At 40.0% G+C, this 15,145-nt stretch carries 21 protein-coding genes and 2 pseudogenes; 2 read left to right on the top strand and 21 right to left on the bottom strand.

All coding sequences use genetic code 11. The features are described 5' to 3' along the window. Positions 1-36: 36 nt before the first annotated feature. Positions 37-312: a barstar family protein gene (locus C6Y06_RS06125; protein ID WP_060595943.1), complete on the bottom strand. Its 276-nt coding sequence runs from the start codon at positions 310-312 to the stop codon at positions 37-39. 64 nt (positions 313-376) lie between these two features. Further along, on the bottom strand, positions 377-1,546 hold the full coding sequence (locus tag C6Y06_RS06120) for an MFS transporter (RefSeq protein ID WP_106036675.1): 1,170 nt from the start codon (positions 1,544-1,546) through the stop codon (positions 377-379). 145 nt (positions 1,547-1,691) lie between these two features. Between C6Y06_RS06120 and pdxR the strand changes: the two genes are divergently transcribed. Next, entirely contained in the window at positions 1,692-3,131 is a 1,440-nt protein-coding gene (pdxR, locus tag C6Y06_RS06115; RefSeq protein WP_106036674.1) for a MocR-like pyridoxine biosynthesis transcription factor PdxR, read from the top strand. A 32-nt stretch (positions 3,132-3,163) separates the two neighbouring features. Here the strand turns inward: pdxR and C6Y06_RS06110 are convergent, their stop codons facing one another. From C6Y06_RS06110 to C6Y06_RS06100, 3 genes and pseudogenes are all read right to left on the bottom strand, one after another. Further along, positions 3,164-3,646, bottom strand: coding sequence for a hypothetical protein (locus C6Y06_RS06110; RefSeq protein ID WP_066031075.1), 483 nt, complete (start codon positions 3,644-3,646; stop codon positions 3,164-3,166). Positions 3,647-4,000: 354 nt separating this feature from the next. Then, positions 4,001-5,107: a D-TA family PLP-dependent enzyme gene (locus tag C6Y06_RS06105; protein ID WP_106036673.1), complete on the bottom strand. Its 1,107-nt coding sequence runs from the start codon at positions 5,105-5,107 to the stop codon at positions 4,001-4,003. 168 nt (positions 5,108-5,275) lie between these two features. Further along, positions 5,276-5,632: pseudogene (locus C6Y06_RS06100) on the bottom strand (competence protein ComK); the annotation flags it as partial. 305 nt (positions 5,633-5,937) lie between these two features. Between C6Y06_RS06100 and C6Y06_RS06095 the strand changes: the two are divergent. Further along, positions 5,938-6,129, top strand: a complete 192-nt coding sequence (locus C6Y06_RS06095; RefSeq protein ID WP_106036672.1) for a hypothetical protein — start codon at positions 5,938-5,940, stop codon at positions 6,127-6,129. A gap of 36 nt (positions 6,130-6,165) precedes the next feature. On the opposite strand, the gene C6Y06_RS06090 is transcribed toward C6Y06_RS06095, so the two are convergent. The 16 genes and pseudogenes from C6Y06_RS06090 to C6Y06_RS06015 form a co-directional block, all read right to left on the bottom strand. Beyond that, positions 6,166-6,780 (bottom strand): DUF5320 domain-containing protein, encoded by a 615-nt coding sequence (locus C6Y06_RS06090; protein WP_106036671.1) that lies wholly within the window; start codon positions 6,778-6,780, stop codon positions 6,166-6,168. After that, entirely contained in the window at positions 6,764-7,282 is a 519-nt protein-coding gene (locus C6Y06_RS06085; protein WP_221885087.1) for a Panacea domain-containing protein, read from the bottom strand. Before C6Y06_RS06085 ends, C6Y06_RS06090 begins: the two co-directional genes overlap by 17 nt. A 367-nt stretch (positions 7,283-7,649) precedes the next feature. After that, entirely contained in the window at positions 7,650-7,895 is a 246-nt protein-coding gene (locus C6Y06_RS06080) for a helix-turn-helix domain-containing protein (RefSeq protein WP_106036670.1), read from the bottom strand. 425 nt (positions 7,896-8,320) lie between these two features. Further along, on the bottom strand, positions 8,321-8,731 hold the full coding sequence (locus tag C6Y06_RS20605; RefSeq protein ID WP_411265984.1) for a peptidoglycan-binding domain-containing protein: 411 nt from the start codon (positions 8,729-8,731) through the stop codon (positions 8,321-8,323). Next, positions 8,729-9,025, bottom strand: a pseudogene (locus C6Y06_RS20600) (M15 family metallopeptidase); the annotation flags it as partial. The gene C6Y06_RS20605 and the pseudogene C6Y06_RS20600, both read right to left, overlap by 3 nt. Positions 9,026-9,197: 172 nt before the next feature. After that, positions 9,198-9,461, bottom strand: a complete 264-nt coding sequence (locus C6Y06_RS06065) for a phage holin (RefSeq protein WP_106036667.1) — start codon at positions 9,459-9,461, stop codon at positions 9,198-9,200. A 19-nt stretch (positions 9,462-9,480) separates the two neighbouring features. After that, positions 9,481-9,693 (bottom strand): BhlA/UviB family holin-like peptide, encoded by a 213-nt coding sequence (locus C6Y06_RS06060; RefSeq protein WP_034620157.1) that lies wholly within the window; start codon positions 9,691-9,693, stop codon positions 9,481-9,483. Between the two features lie 61 nt (positions 9,694-9,754). After that, complete coding sequence (locus C6Y06_RS06055; RefSeq protein ID WP_008361281.1) at positions 9,755-9,898, bottom strand: XkdX family protein; 144 nt, start codon at positions 9,896-9,898, stop codon at positions 9,755-9,757. Continuing rightward, positions 9,895-10,269, bottom strand: coding sequence for a hypothetical protein (locus tag C6Y06_RS06050; RefSeq protein ID WP_106036666.1), 375 nt, complete (start codon positions 10,267-10,269; stop codon positions 9,895-9,897). Before C6Y06_RS06050 ends, C6Y06_RS06055 begins: the two co-directional genes overlap by 4 nt. 5 nt (positions 10,270-10,274) lie before the next feature. Further along, positions 10,275-11,297, bottom strand: coding sequence for a hypothetical protein (locus C6Y06_RS20305; protein ID WP_223251438.1), 1,023 nt, complete (start codon positions 11,295-11,297; stop codon positions 10,275-10,277). A 14-nt stretch (positions 11,298-11,311) separates the two neighbouring features. Beyond that, positions 11,312-11,941 carry a DUF2612 domain-containing protein gene (locus C6Y06_RS06040; protein WP_106036665.1) on the bottom strand — a complete coding sequence of 210 codons (630 nt, stop codon included), beginning with the start codon at positions 11,939-11,941 and terminating at the stop codon, positions 11,312-11,314. After that, positions 11,938-13,122, bottom strand: coding sequence for a baseplate J/gp47 family protein (locus C6Y06_RS06035; RefSeq protein WP_223251437.1), 1,185 nt, complete (start codon positions 13,120-13,122; stop codon positions 11,938-11,940). The genes C6Y06_RS06040 and C6Y06_RS06035 overlap by 4 nt, the downstream gene beginning before the upstream one ends. Further along, positions 13,103-13,465 (bottom strand): DUF2634 domain-containing protein, encoded by a 363-nt coding sequence (locus tag C6Y06_RS06030; protein WP_106036663.1) that lies wholly within the window; start codon positions 13,463-13,465, stop codon positions 13,103-13,105. Before C6Y06_RS06030 ends, C6Y06_RS06035 begins: the two co-directional genes overlap by 20 nt. Continuing rightward, positions 13,462-13,806 (bottom strand): Gp138 family membrane-puncturing spike protein, encoded by a 345-nt coding sequence (locus tag C6Y06_RS06025; protein WP_106036662.1) that lies wholly within the window; start codon positions 13,804-13,806, stop codon positions 13,462-13,464. Before C6Y06_RS06025 ends, C6Y06_RS06030 begins: the two co-directional genes overlap by 4 nt. Further along, entirely contained in the window at positions 13,806-14,801 is a 996-nt protein-coding gene (locus tag C6Y06_RS06020) for a phage protein (RefSeq protein WP_106036661.1), read from the bottom strand. The genes C6Y06_RS06025 and C6Y06_RS06020 overlap by 1 nt, the downstream gene beginning before the upstream one ends. Further along, complete coding sequence (locus C6Y06_RS06015; protein WP_076839218.1) at positions 14,788-15,138, bottom strand: phage baseplate plug family protein; 351 nt, start codon at positions 15,136-15,138, stop codon at positions 14,788-14,790. The genes C6Y06_RS06020 and C6Y06_RS06015 overlap by 14 nt, the downstream gene beginning before the upstream one ends. Positions 15,139-15,145 lie beyond the last annotated feature (7 nt).

Raw genomic sequence — 15,145 nt, 5'->3', positions numbered from 1 at the left:
AAAAAACAGCCTGCGGCAGCGGCTGCTTTTTCACCATTATTGAATGCTCACTTGAAATTGTCCTTTCAATTCCTCTTCTGCTTCTTGAAATAACTGCCTTACGCTTTCTGCATACTCGCCAAGAGCGTCTTTGCTCGTTTCAAAATTTACCCATGTCAGCTCTATTGGAAGATTTACTTCTCCTGTCAAACAGTCCCATAGGGCATCAAGATTTTTCCCGTAATAGTCAGGAAGGTGTAAAACTGTTTTTAGTTGGTCATGAAGCTCTTCTTGCGACCTGCACGATGCGCCGTCCAGCTGCACTTTTTTCATGTCATCTTCCCCTCTCATGCCTTTATTTTAAACGAACAGAAGGAAAAAGAGAAAGCGGGACTCCTCACTTTTGTTTCTGTCTGACACTTGAGATCAAAAGGATGAGACAAGCAGCCAAAACGACCAAGAAAAAGACGGTTAACACCATCTGGGTCCCGTACAGATCAGCAAAAAGACCGATAAAAACACTCGGAATACCCAGGCCTAAATAGGCAAACAAGTAAAACCCTGCAACGGCTCTAGCTGCCTCCTTTTTCCCCCGTTCGACAATAAGCTGAAGACCACCTAAATAAGTAAATCCATAGCAGGCAGTACCCGCAAGCATCGTTCCGGCAAGCACAAGAAAGATGGACCCGCTATTTGCTCCAAATAGCAAAAGGCCGTATCCGCATGGAAGACAGATAAACCCGGCAAAGAGCGCTACTGTGCTATTCATCTTGCGAACAAAAGGCTGCATCAGGACACCTGCCATATTAATCAAAAAGAGTGCCGGCCCTACCCATAATTCATATCCATTCAATTTAAGCTGTGCTGGCAAAACCGAAATGACGAGGCCGCACACCGACCACGCGATGGCAATCGCTGCATTCGCCGGCATTGTTCCTTTTGGAAATGTTGGCATGTTCATCATCGGTTTACCTGAATCTCCTTGTACAGGCGGAACGAAAAAGAAGACACCCACGATGGTTAGGATTAAAAGGCCCAGCACAATCCAATAGCTAAGAGGCGCAAGCGACATACGCTGAAAAGAAAGCAGTGCCGTAAAAAGAGCACCGCCCCCAAAGCCAACCGAACTGCATAACGCAATAAAAGTTGGAATCCAGCTTGATTTTTCTGGATATAAAGCAATCAAATAAGCGGTGCATGTGCCAACACTCAGACCAAGCCCCACCCCTTGCAGCAGCCGGGCTGCAAAGAGCATTTGTATGGTAGGGTGCACGATCATCAATAGGGTAGCACATAACGAAAAGCTTAGCGCGACCAATAAAACCGGTTTGCGTCCAGCCCGATCAGATATGCCACCAAGAAAAAGCAAGACTGGAATCAGTCCGAAGACATATGCAGCAAATACAAGTGCTGTATCCGCCTTTCCGTACCCTGCTTGTTCCGCATACAACGTATAAAGGGGCACTTGCAGATTCACTGCGGTCGTAATCATAAAAAGACCAAATAAAACGAATATAAATGGAATGATGGATAGGTGTGCTGTTTCTTCTTTAGATGCAGGGATCATTTGACTCTCTCCTCTATGTCATAAGCATATGAGAACAGTGTACACACCTTTTGGCTTACTTCCTATATCCAAAAATGATGCTATTGACCACTCCATAATTCCGTGTCATCATCAAGTTATATGTGACAATGAGAGAAGGTGTCCGATGTATATTTATTTAGACCGCTCAAGTACAACCCCGCTCTGGCAGCAAATCGTGACTGGGATCATTCAACAAATTCATTCACAAAAACTGAATCCTGACGATCAGTTAACACCAACACGGGTATTAGCACAGGAGCTCAATGTATCAAGATCAACTATACAGCTTGCCTATGATGAACTGCTGGCAAGAGGATATGTCAGCACATCTAGAAGAGGCGGTACAAAGGTCATTTCGAGTGACCACTATGCAGCCTCCACTCCCCATCAAAGTGAGCCGCCTTTCCCTCTTCCGGTAAGACCACACTTTCAAGAGGCGGAGAAACAAATGGACCACTGGCTGTCGGCCAATCAATTTCATGAGAAACTCGATATTGATTTTCGACATCAGGAGCCAGCCATCGATGAACATTTTCAAAATATATGGAAACGGTCGCTCACGAAAGCATTACAGCGATTAGATATGAAAGATTGGGGCTATTCCTCCCCGCACGGATTATGGGAAGTACGTGCAGAAATACGCCAATACTTATCTGTAGAACGCGGAATCGATGTAGAAGAAGATCAAATGGTGTTAACAGGTGGCACGCAGCAAGCCATTGATTTGATTTCACAGGTATTGCTTAAAAAAGGAGATACAGTAGCTGTTGAAGATCCAGGCTTTCCTGGGGCAAGGCTTTCATTTATGCATCGTGAAATGAACATTTATCCCGCACCCGTCGATGAAGAAGGAATCATGGTGAATACATTGCCACGGCAAACAAAGCTGATTGCGGTGACGCCCTCCCATCAGCGTCCAACCGGTGTATGTATGAGTGTCAACAGAAGGCAGCAGCTGCTGAAATTTGCTGTCAGCCATCAGTCTTATATACTAGAGGATGATTTTGATGGAGATTATCGTTATCATGGCGGACCGCTTCCTTCATTATTTTCAGAAGCACCCGACCATGTGATTTACATCTTAAGCTTCTCCAAGGTGCTGACACCCGGCATCCGCCTTGCTGCCATTATCGGCTCCAAAGCGGTCATAAAAGAAATCGCTTCCCTGCAATCACTCATTCAAAGACAGCTGCCCATTATGGAACAGATCACACTCGCTTCTTTTTTCAGAGAAGGAGAATTCACGCGATATGTCAGGCGAATGAGACAGCTGTATAAAAAAAGACAGGCTGCTATGATGGATGCCCTTTTGACACAACACTTTGACAAGCACTTTCATATCTATGGAACCGATACGGGTCTTCATGTCTTTTTAGAAGGAGCGCCAGACTTTGACGAAAAAGGCAGTATTGAAGCAGCCAAAGCAGCGGGCGTTGGCATTTATCCATTAAGTCCTTATTGTTTTGAGAGCAATCGAAAGGGATTACTGCTAGGCTTCGCCTGTACGGACGAAAACATGATTCAAGAGGGTGTCCGCCGCTTAAAGCAAATACTTTATATGTAAAAAAAGCCTGGAAGTCCGCCTTCCAAGCTTTTTTACGTTGATTGCTGAATGCGGCCTACTTCTTCAATAAATGCAGCTGTCTGCTGCAATCCATCTTGCAGATGATGGGTAGCGGAAATAAACAGCTTTTCTTGACCTGGGTGCTTTAATAGCTGCTCCACCTGACCGATTCCTTTTTCAAATGAATGAAGACCTGTCTTTAATTGTTGATCCGCCTTTTGATAAGCGGCTGGAACTTCTTGATGAGCAAGCCCCTTTTGAATCACACGATCAAAGGCTTTCGTCGCTTTTTTCAATTTTTTATTTACTTGGATCTTTCCATGTCCATCTGAAATAAATTGGTCGGTCATGTTTTCATAAGCTTCATTTAACTCATCCATATAACGCTGAACCCATTGTTCATACGCAGCTTCTTTTGTGTCTTGTTTTGAAGGCGATTGACCTGCTTGCTGACAGGCTGCTAGTAATATCACTGTCAAGGTGAATAGCAGCATCAAATGCGATTGTTTTTTCATACAGAGCCTCCATTTCTTATTCCCATTCGTTCATATCGGTCAAAATAGGAGTATCCTTTACCACATACGAACACTTTGCAAGAAATGATTTCTTTTATTGTAACAGACGGCTCGTGTCACTTCTGCGATTTATGAGTAAATGGATGAAAATACGTCTAAGGATCCACATTTTCCTGTCATTTGGTTGACAGTCTACCGATACACTTAATAGACGACTGGATATATGGATTTGGTTTCAATAAGTTCATGGTGGATGTTTTCTAATGAAAAGAAATACTTCGTTCGTGTCATCATGATGATGCCAAACGAAGTCGCCTTGTATTTTCCAAGTCTTAAATTATACATCCTGTTGATTTATTGAAGTTTACCTTTACAAGCAATCTCAAGCTCTTCGACTACTTCACCATCTTGAATGAGATATGCTTTTTCATGGAGATTGACAGCGGGACAAATATGATTTGGAATGATTTGCACCTTCTCACCGATCTGGACAGTCTGACGGAAGCCTTCGTGATAGATGATGGCATGCTCATCAAATACACTTGAAACAAATACATCATCATAGTCTTTTACTTTGCCTAGTCCTTTTGTTTTCGTCAGCCCTTTTGTACGGGTTTGAGCCGTGAGCCCTTTGGCTCCAACATCTGTAATGACACGGGCCTTTGTTGGCTTACTGATCACCGTCGTCAGCACAGCTGCCGCACAATGTGAAAAAGTGCCGATCACATTGGATTGAGAGGCATCCATGAAGATGTAAGTGCCTGGTCTGATTTCGGTGACTCCCTTTGGAATATCAAATTGAAATAAGAACGGCGGTGTTGATCCTATGCTCACTACCTCTAGCAGCATGCCTGTTTCTTTCGCAATCTGTGCAAACTGAAGCGTGCGATTCACAGCGTCTTCGTATAATGTGTGACAATGCGCTTTACTTTCCGCCTTATATGTATGTCCATCATGAGAAAAAATCCCCTTTAAATGAACGAAGTCACATGTTTGAATCGCCTGCAAGATTTGACGGAAATCACTCTCTTCAATGACACCAGATCTTTCTTCTCCAACTTCTATCTCAATTAGAACCTCCGCTTTTTTCTCTGCTCCACGAAAGACATGTTCAATTTGATGCACATGCACTACACAATCTATTCCAAATGAAATTTGTATCGACTCTGCCAGCTTTCGAATTCGCTTGAGCTTTGTCTCGCCTACAATTTGATTGGCGATAAAGATATCTGTCAGCCCATGCGCCGCCATTACTTCCGCTTCTCCTACTTTCGCTACAGTTAAGCCAGATGCGCCCATCTCCTCCTGCACCTTCGCAAGACTAGGTGTTTTATGTGTTTTCGTATGAGGACGCAGTTTGACTTGCTGACGGTCCGCATACTGCTGCATAGCAGCTAGATTCTCCATCATTACCCGTTTATCAATTAATAGCGCCGGTGTATCTAGTTCATCATAAGTCATTATCATATCCCCTTTCACTGCTGCTCGTTATATAAATTTTTATACGTTATAGTTTAATTATATAATTTTTTATATAATTATCAATGTTTTTTTCTTCGAGAAAGAAAGACGATATGCTAAACCCTCGCTTCATAAGGAGTCCAGCGGCTGTCCTGCCGCTGGTTTTAGTTAATATCTGTTCCGAAGCTCCCTTAATATAAAATCGTATACAAGGTTGAGCTGTTGTTCCTTTGGATACAGCATAAATTCTTGTTTTTTAGGAAGACCTCCATCAAGGCGATCTTGAAATTTCGTTCGGAGATACGCTGTTCTGTGCACCTGACTCTCAAATGATTTATATGAGACATCGAGTTCGACGGTTTGCTCATTTGTAAAGATGACCACCGTGTCTCCGAGGGATGATTCCTGGAAGGTATGAATGTATTTGTGGGAGATCCAGCCGCACTGAGGACGGTTGGATGAATAGGTTGGGAAGAAATACAAATGATTGGATGAGTCAATCACAATTGGAGGCTTGTGAGATATACCATTGGGATGTTTTTAGGTGATTTTGATCATTTTTCTCCTTTCATCAAATACCCTATCAACACTCAAAAACGATCATATGTTCTTGTTAGTTTTTGAGTGTTTTTTGGTTTAGGCATCAAAATGGCATCAAAAAAGCCATCCATGAGGACAGCCAAGTGTGAGTAATATAAGTAGAAGTTAATCATTGAAATATACTAATTTTTATTATACCTGTTTCCGCAGGTTAAACCGTATATTCTATATTATACATAACCTTTAGACACCGAACAAACATTCTTATAAAATAATTTCGAGGTGATTTAATGACTGATCTCGAAAGGAAAATTTATCGAATCATTTATAATATGAATCGTTTACGCAATAACCCCACAATGGATGACCTTAAAAGAAAAACAGGTAAAGATGAGGCGGCGATCCGCAAGGCAGTTAGGAACCTTATGTCTCGTAATGAATTGACGTGGGATAAAGAGAAAAAGGAATGGCGGTTTAAATAAAAAAGCCATCCTGGTATAGGACAACTTTTAACAAAATCATTGTGCAGCTTCCTCTAATAAAGAGTTAGCTGTTTCAAGTTCTTGCTCTAAAAATTCAATTCTATCTCGAAGAATGTCGTTCTCGTTTTTAGGAAAATCGAATGTTTTGACGCCACCATGATCTTTCATTAGTTCTAATTGATGATGAGGGTCCAACCAAACTATGAAGAATATATTATCAATCAGAAAACCATGAAATCTTCCTTTTGCAGTGGATAAACTTAATTGATAACAATTATCTCTAATTTGTTCAAAAAATTCCTCGTTGAAATTAAATTTTTCCTCTTGAACTTTCCCCCACCGAATTTGATGAAATCTCAATCCACCACGCTGACCCTCAACTGCTCTTAAATCTTTAAGTTCAAGCGAAGAAATATTTTTAAAGGTTTCTACCAAACTCATAATCCAAGGCATTTCAATGCCTCCACAATTATATACTTTGTGATCTTTATCAAAGTATTTCCAAGAAAAAACAACATGTCTTTTTAGTCCGTCTTGTATTTTCTTTTTTTCTTCTTCTGAAATAATAGGTGTACTATTTTTCTTCCCTTTCGGCTTTTGCTGAAAAGGGATTCCTCTTTTTAAAGGGTTCGGATTAGTCATTTTGTCCATTCTCAAAAACTTCTGTATAGTAGTTGATTATTGTAGTATCGTCCAATTCGTTTTGAGAAATAGAGTCTGGTTCTAAACCTTTTCTGGCTTCTAACCAAGGACTTTCAGTATGTGTCAAATATTCGAGTTCGTCACCATCCAAGTGTCCATAAGAATTAAACACCATTGTTACTATTTCGTTAGGACTTCCATGAAGAGTATCACTTTTGACATCTTCCAATTTCGGAATGTCTTTCCAACCATATTCTCTGTATTGTCTATACAGTGTTGGAGCAACTGGCCCATGTATCCATGCTTGGAATTTTTCTTCAAATAAAGGTTGTTTATAAAGAGTCAAATGCCAAGCATATGCGTAATAACATAATTTTTGTAATTTTTTATGTGTCATAGAATCAAAAGATAAAAATGCTTTAGCGACATTATCAATTGTGGATACTGAAGATTTAGCCTCAACAGTTAGCATATTTTTCCCTCTTTTCTGGAAAGAATAAATCTTAGCCATAACGCACACCACCTTTAGAATTCAGTTTCCCTCTTTTTGAGTATCTTATTCATAAAGGTGTTAATTAGACTAAGCAAATTGTTCTTATATCAGTGCTTATATTCTAATAATAGAACAATTGTTATATTTTTTCAACGTTTTCACTTGATATTTGAGAACAAATGTTTTAAACTACAATATTAAACAAAAATCTATATATTGATTTTAAATCTAAAAATAATCTATATATTGATTTATAGACTTGAAAAATCATCACAAATCAATATATGCTAATGAAATACAAATAAATATTTTTACGTCTATATATAGTGTTGGTAATTGATTTTATGCTCTCTTACCAACTAGTGATTTTGTAAGACGATCCTGTTCAACTTTCATAAGGGCGGTATTTCTTCCGCCCTTCTTCTAAATCTTTCTTCAACTGCTCAATATCTGATTTTAAGAATAAAACAGTTTTACCCACTTTTTTTATCGGGCTTACTCGACCATCTGTATGCAATTTACTCATGCGCTGCTTGTTAACATTTAAAATCTCCTGTGCTTCAGATGAGGTGAGGACCTCTTTTTGAATGAAGTCCTCAACCTGCTGCCGGTTTTTCAAATGATATTCCATGTTATCTTCTCCTTACTGCATCTTTGATGATTACAAAAAGCGTTGCAAGTATTAAAGCGGCCATGATTACCGTTGTGAAAGTATTTGTCCATATTGAACGTGTTACAATTGAAGCTGCGCTCAAGAGGATCATAAAGAAGATCAATTGTTTTTGGTTCATATTATATGCTAGACTGGTTATAATTATATTGAGAAGCGAGCGATTAACTCGCTTCCCCACTGTTAGTCCTTCTTATTATCTTTGTTTGCGTCGTGTGATTGTTGGGCAATCCACGCTATAGATGCAACGTAAAAGATGATTTGAAGGACTTTTATCATGTTGTCTAGCATTTCCTCACCTCCTATATTTATTATACTATAACTATAGACTAATGTCTATAGTTTAGATAAAAAAAGACCTCCCTTTTAGAGAGGTTTTTTCGCTTTTATTTCAATGCTTTTTCAATTGCTTTCTTTGTTTTCGGTCCATAAATGCCGTCAGCAACAAGCCCATGCATAAGCTGGAACCGTTTCACTGCATCCGCTGTTTTCGATCCGTAATAGCCATCAACGCCGTTGTTTTTTGCTCCCTTTTCAGGATAGAAGAAAAGAGCGGCTAACGCTTCCTGTACGGCTTTTACTCCTGTTCCCTTTGTAAGAGGCTTTGTAACTTTTAAAATGCCAGCAGGCAGGTTGTATGTCTTTTTAGAAGGTGTTTTCGGCTTAGTTGTGCTTTTTGATGGCGATGATTTAACTGGCGTTGTCTTGATTGGTTTTGCAGAAACTTTATTTGATAAAAATGACACCAAGACAGGACGCTTACCCGCTTGAAGCTGTGATAAAGTCAAACCGCCCATCATTTCAAGGTGTGGGTAATCTTTAAAGCTCTTCCAGTCTCCCCCCCATGAAAACCCTAGTGATTTACCGATTTGCGCTACTCGGCGCCATTTCTCGTTTACTGTCCAAAGCGCTTTTTTTCCATCCGCACTTAATAGAACGTAATCAATCGCTAAACCATAGTTGTGATTTGATTGACCACCTTTAGCGTTGGTGACAATCTTCCCAGGAGCGGTACGACCTTTAGCGTAAAGCTTATTTTGTTCTGCAAACGAACGGTAGCCAGAAGTAATCTGTACATAGATACCTTCTTTATAAGCTTGCTTGATCATTTCAATTGCGCTTTCTTTTACAACACTGTTGATGCCAGCACCCATATTTCTAATGGAACGATCTATAAGAGTTTGCAATCCAATTTTTTCAGCCATGTTCATTCTCCTCTGTATTCTTTTTTTAAAAACAAAAAAGCCGCCTAATGGCAGCCGTTTATTTTGAGAGTCCTTTTTGTTTCAGAATTTCTTTTTGTTTTTTTCCTTTTTCGGTAACATAGTTATTTTTAAACCATGCGACAATTGTTGTTATAAGCAAAAATGCCGTTGATCCAGCCAAATATAATGAATCAGCGAGGGTTGTTACCTGATCATCTGTAATTGGTAATACCGGCTTTCCAAACATCACAAGCGTTTGATTAATAAAAGCAATTAAAAGAAGCACTGTACGGATCACAGTGCCTTTGTCGAAGTTTTTCATATTAAATTCCTCATTTCTTTTATTTTAAATTTCTTTCGATTTTATCGAGCTTATCAATGACAACGTCGTACTTCTCACTAAACTTTGCTAACACATCATTTTGCGCTTCGATTTGTTCATTGAGCTTGTTTTCTCGTTCCTTTGTTGTGTTTAATACGTAAAACAGCACCCAACAAAAAAGAACCGCAAAGGGTCCTTGCGTCATCAAGTATTGCGCCAAATCCATTTCCATTTCACTCACCTACTCCCTCACTAGATCACCCCCCTTAAAGAAGGCAAAATAAAAAGCCCCTTTAGGCTTCGTACTGTTCTCCCGTTATTTCTTGATAGTCTTCTTTGTTAATCCAACCGATTTCTACATAAAAGGCAATATCCTCTGGGCCATAACACTTCCAGTCCCAGAACTGCTTTATATCCGCAACTGTTGGATATATCATGATTTTTCACCACCCTTTAATTGCTGAATCTCTGTCATGAGTTGAGCCAATTGTTTCGCCATTTGTGCTTCACGCAGTTTGGCTGCAGCTGCTTCCTTTGAAAGCTGGCTCAATTGTTTTGTTAAAACCGCATTTTGCTGTTTTAGTAAATCAATATCATACGGCGGTTGCTCTGTTTGTAAGCTATCAATGTATTCCTGGTTTGCCGACTCGCTCCATGTCTTGCTTGTGGGATTGTATTTCGCGATGTACAACCCTTCTTGCGGTTGAACGTCTGTAAACCCCTCTGGAATCTCAGCGCCATCGGGTATTTCTTTATCCCCACCAGGTACATACTTGTTGTTTTTATCAAATGCATATATAGGTTTCATACGGTTCACTCCTTTGCTTTAAACAGACAATTCACCACGATGAAGTCTTTATTACTCGTGGTATCTTGTATACAAAATCGGCCATCTGTTGCGATATACTGACGACTAAACTGCGGCCCCTTAAAACCACCGGTACTAGAAGCGATACCAACATTATAAAGAGGGAAAGGTGGCTCACATCCCTCCGGTAATGTAAACGCAGGGACTTCTCCCAATGTGCCACCTGCAATGGCCCCTGTAACATGAACTATGCCCAAAGCATCTTTCGCAACTCTTACCCGATAATCATTATTGACCTCAGATTTATAAGTTTTCCACCCGTTCCTGATCGTCGGAAACTTCCAGTCGAGTTTTGCATCTCCGCTGGTTATAATCCTCTCCCACCCTTTAAAACCTTGAGCATGGAACGTACCGATCCAAGTGATGTTATCAAATGACCTAGTTGCTACGATACGTTTATAAACTACTTCATTTTGTTCATAGGCTGTTTCAAAAACATCAACGTAATAAAAGCTTGTATCATTTTCTACTGGAGCATTAAGGAGTTGAGCTCCCATGTATGGACCTGTCGGTAATTTGAATATATCGGTACCATTTGGAACCCTTGCAACTCTACCATCGTTTGGAGTAAGCCTATATAACTGACCATTATTCCATTTGTTTTTTTCAACTTCAGAAGTGTGTAATTTTTTATCGCCAACATGATTATCAAAATCAATTTTTGAAGCCTGCTTAATATTTTCGACATTATCTAACCCGACTTGTGATTTCGTGACAGCATGGGGATTATTTTTGGCGTTAGAATGTGCAGCTATATCATTCGATAAAACCTTTAAACCTGCTGTAACTTCAGTTGTTGTTGCTGCTTCACTTTGCAACTCATTTAAAGCCTCATAGGTGCCATTCATGTACCAGTTGAACCAATCGGCAGGCGGATGGTCCATTGGTTTAAATCCCTCACTAATTTTACTTTGTGGAGGCTTTTGACCTGCGTTGTCCCATTGTGGTATTTCTTTTGTAAAAGCCATGCTTTCCCTCCTTATTAGATTGGTAGTGGATAATCATCCTCTGGTTCAAAGATGCCACCTAATGTGCCACCGTCTGTTCCATCAGATGAAAACCCGAATTGGCTTGTCTCGATTTCATCAGGAATAGATGAAAAACTAAACGTCCCATTAAGATTGATATAGGCCACCCGCACACCAGCTGCTACAGTTTTTTGCACAATAGATGAAAATTGCGTGGCTGACATACCAACTTTATTAAGTGCTTCAAGCGGTGCCTTTTTCACAATGATTGCAGCTGGTTCATCTTCATTATCTTCTTTCACAGTGTAGATATTTATCTCTTCATAAGCACAATTCAAAGTTTTCGCAAGAGCTTCTATAATGCGGTTTGTTGTTCCATCTGAAATATTCCGTGCTACTTTACCACGAATCAGAACCCGATATATTTCGTCTGTGGCTCTACCTCTATTTTGAGCAACGTTATCACCTATTAAATCAAGGCCGCGCCCTTTTGCGTTATCTATATCACGCCATTTTTCAGCAGTGGTTAGTGTCTTCCTTGCTGCGGTCAGTTGTTCATCTACAATTAAAAAAAGCTTTCCGATGTTGCTTTTCTCATCTTTCTGAAAAGCATCGGTCAGCTTACTGATTAAGTCCTTAATCATAAATGTACCACCTCAATTTCCGAGAAGAGAACTTGCGCCACTTGTTTAGGCTCAATCTCTATGTTCGATTGTCCGAGTGTATCACGAGTTTTCCCAATCTTGATCACAACATCATCAACACCAGCCACTTGATACACAGCATTATATAGTTGAGATAAAATAACATCGTCACCCATTTGAGATCCGGTGAATGAAGACCCTGATTTGTCCACGCCACCAATTTTATATACAACATTATTCTTGATCAGATCATCCCCATCAATGGGGAATGATGCATTTGTCTTTAATTCAAGGTGGACATAGATTTTCACCTCTTGAGCGAAATCAAAATTGACTGTATGATCAATGCCGCTTAGATCAGTAATGACAACAGATTGATTGCCTACTGTTTCTATGCCTGCCGCTACACTATTAAAAAGCGAATCAGCTACATCTTCTTTTATACCTCCAAGCACATAAGCATGAATACTTTTAGGTGGGTTCCCGTCAGCATCTACTTCCATTGTGTTATTCATAACAACGTTCGCTGACCTTACTCCAGTTGTTTTTATAAGTGCCGCAATGATCCCACTGTGTGTAGATGCTGAACTACCTTCTACTGATCTTTTAATTCGTGCACGATACTCCGAATCTATTTCAATATCGGAACCGCCAGCAGCGGCTGCTGGATTGGTCACAGACGTGATATTTTCCGTTGGTTCAGCTTGCACGGTAATTGTATCAGCTGCCACATTGTTCATTGCGCCCTTATCGACTGATATGACATCCACTAAAGCTTTTCCATTGGTATCAATTGTTGCTTCTTCAAGTACCTCAAAGTAAATATCTGATTCTGTTGCAAACTGGGTTTCTTCTTCAATAATGTGACCAGGTTCACCAGTGATTTCGAGAGTGGCGTATGATTCGCTTGCCGGCTCTCTTGTGATCCCGTTGTTATTGCCTAATCTATCAAGCTGCACTCCCTCAGACTTACTAACAAAGCCGCTGTTGTATACTCTTTCAGCAATGTCCCAAACACCTGCAATAAACCATGCAATGATCCTAAAAATGATTCCAAGAGGTGTCCGACTTGATGTATTTACATCCTCCCCGAACTGTTCCTTTGCCTTATCTTCCATTTCGTCTACAATGTCTGAATATGTTTTTCGCTGGAAGCCGTTTTCATTCAACAACGTCAACACCTCCTAACACCAATTCTTGGCCGTCTTCTTCTTTTATTAATTTCAGTTTGATACGACTGGAGCGTGCTTTTCGATCAAACTGAAATTCTATGTCTTCTACTGTGGCAATGCGTTCTTCTTGTGAAATAGCTTCGATAATGTCATATTGTGCTTCTTCCTCATCAAGATTTTTACCGAGAAGATTTTCACGTTCGACTCCTAAAAACTCATCTAGTTCAAACTCTCCTAAACTTGTTTTCAAGACCATTTCAACAGCTTGAGCAAGCTCTTCATCGCCTTCGATCATTTCTAGTTCCCCATCTTTGAAATTAAGATCACCATTAACCAGTTTTAAAGTCTTCATAACTCATACACTCCAATCACTACAGCATCGGTTATATCGTGTGTACGGGTACTATCAGGGTCAAAAGGTTTGTTTGTTAAATTATCAAGCGCCCTATCTGCAAATGATAGAAACACCATCGCTCCAACCTTCATATCTGCTTCGACATGCTTGAGAACAAGAACATCTTGTATCAATGGTTGCTCGTATAATGTATCATCGTCAGCTGTCATAAAGAGCGGTTTTATATCTGCCGTATGACTGGCAGCATCGTAAGAAACGACCTTACCCGGAGCGCAAACATGAATAGAGTGCTTGATACCTTTTACAAGATTATCGAAAAAATTCGTATCTGCTGCCATTAGATCACATCCGCTTCTGTGTAAAAATCATTTCCGTCAAAAACATGCTTACCTTTTTTAACACGGTACTTTCCATTGGCTGTTTTGCTCTTTATGATAATAATTGAAGCGGTAGTTATGCGATGTTGCAATAAGCATTTAACAGAATACCCTTTAAGCTTTTCATCCTCAAACGCTTCAGGAGAATCAAGCAAACCTGTTGATTCTTTTAACTCAAACCGCTCATCATCCCCTTCTGTAATGGATCTGATAACAAGACGGCCTCGCCTGTAATACAAAGAAGCACCACAATCATGCACAACTTCTTCTAGCTTTTTTTCTATTGACCCAGTTACGGTGTAGCCTTTTTTGTATACCTTGTTTCTAGGCAAAGACAGCTTCGCAAGTTTTATATCAAGAATGCGGATTAAACGCTTTATAATCGTGCGGGCTGTTGTTCCTTTTTTGAATGTGATTTTCATGGATTGTTTTCTGTATTTCGCCTCACGAACTGTTTTGTATTTAATCGTTCGTGTGCTTTTGCGGACAGATGTCTTACCCGATTTCAATTTGACCACTTTTTTTGTTTCAACCTTCAATGGTTTCTTCAGCTTGTACCGCTTGTTGGCATAATATTTCACAGGAGCATCAGCGGTATTTTGATCAACTTTAATATGAGAGTAATCGTCGCCTTCTTTCATATAAACCGAAGTGATTTTATCGACCCCTGTACGCTTCGTCAGTACCTTCGTAACCTTTCCGATGGCTAATACCCCAAAGTCGCTTTTATACCCCGCCTGAACGGTCATAGTAGCGCCTTTTTTGATCTTGTTGATTGTGCTGCTACTTAGGTTAAAAATTTCGACCTTTGTTTCATTTGGCTTGGCGTCATCATCGAACGGAACTTCAAACCTCACTTCTAAATCTTTATAATCGAAGGTTCCTTTATAAGACCCGCTATCAATCGTCACCTTAACAATACGACCGAATAACAATTTGTTATTATTCGTCGCCATCTTCTTCACCCTCTTCCGCTACATCGTCAATATACAGAAACGTGGTTTTCATAAAGTTTACCGATGAAATACGCGTTTCTGTATTTGATTCATCCATCGGGATAATTGAAGGAGCTGGCAAGCGATCATCTATAATGTCATCCCATAACGGCACATTTAATATCATTTTCTCTCCTAAGACAATTGGATCCATGTCCATGTCATACAGGTCGATAGAATAGCTGTCATCCGTTTCGTTATAGTTGATTTGAAAAACAAATGTGCTGTCAGCTAGATCAATTTCAAACTGCTGCGGAATGTCTTCTATATCAATCGGAATATAGTCTCTCGTTGCCATTTTGCTC

Source organism: Bacillus sp. MZGC1 (genome assembly GCF_002998605.1).
In the GTDB taxonomy this organism is placed as follows: Bacteria; Bacillota; Bacilli; order Bacillales; family Bacillaceae; genus Bacillus.
Note: the sequence above shows the minus strand (reverse complement) of the source record. Positions and strands in the feature narration are given on the sequence as shown.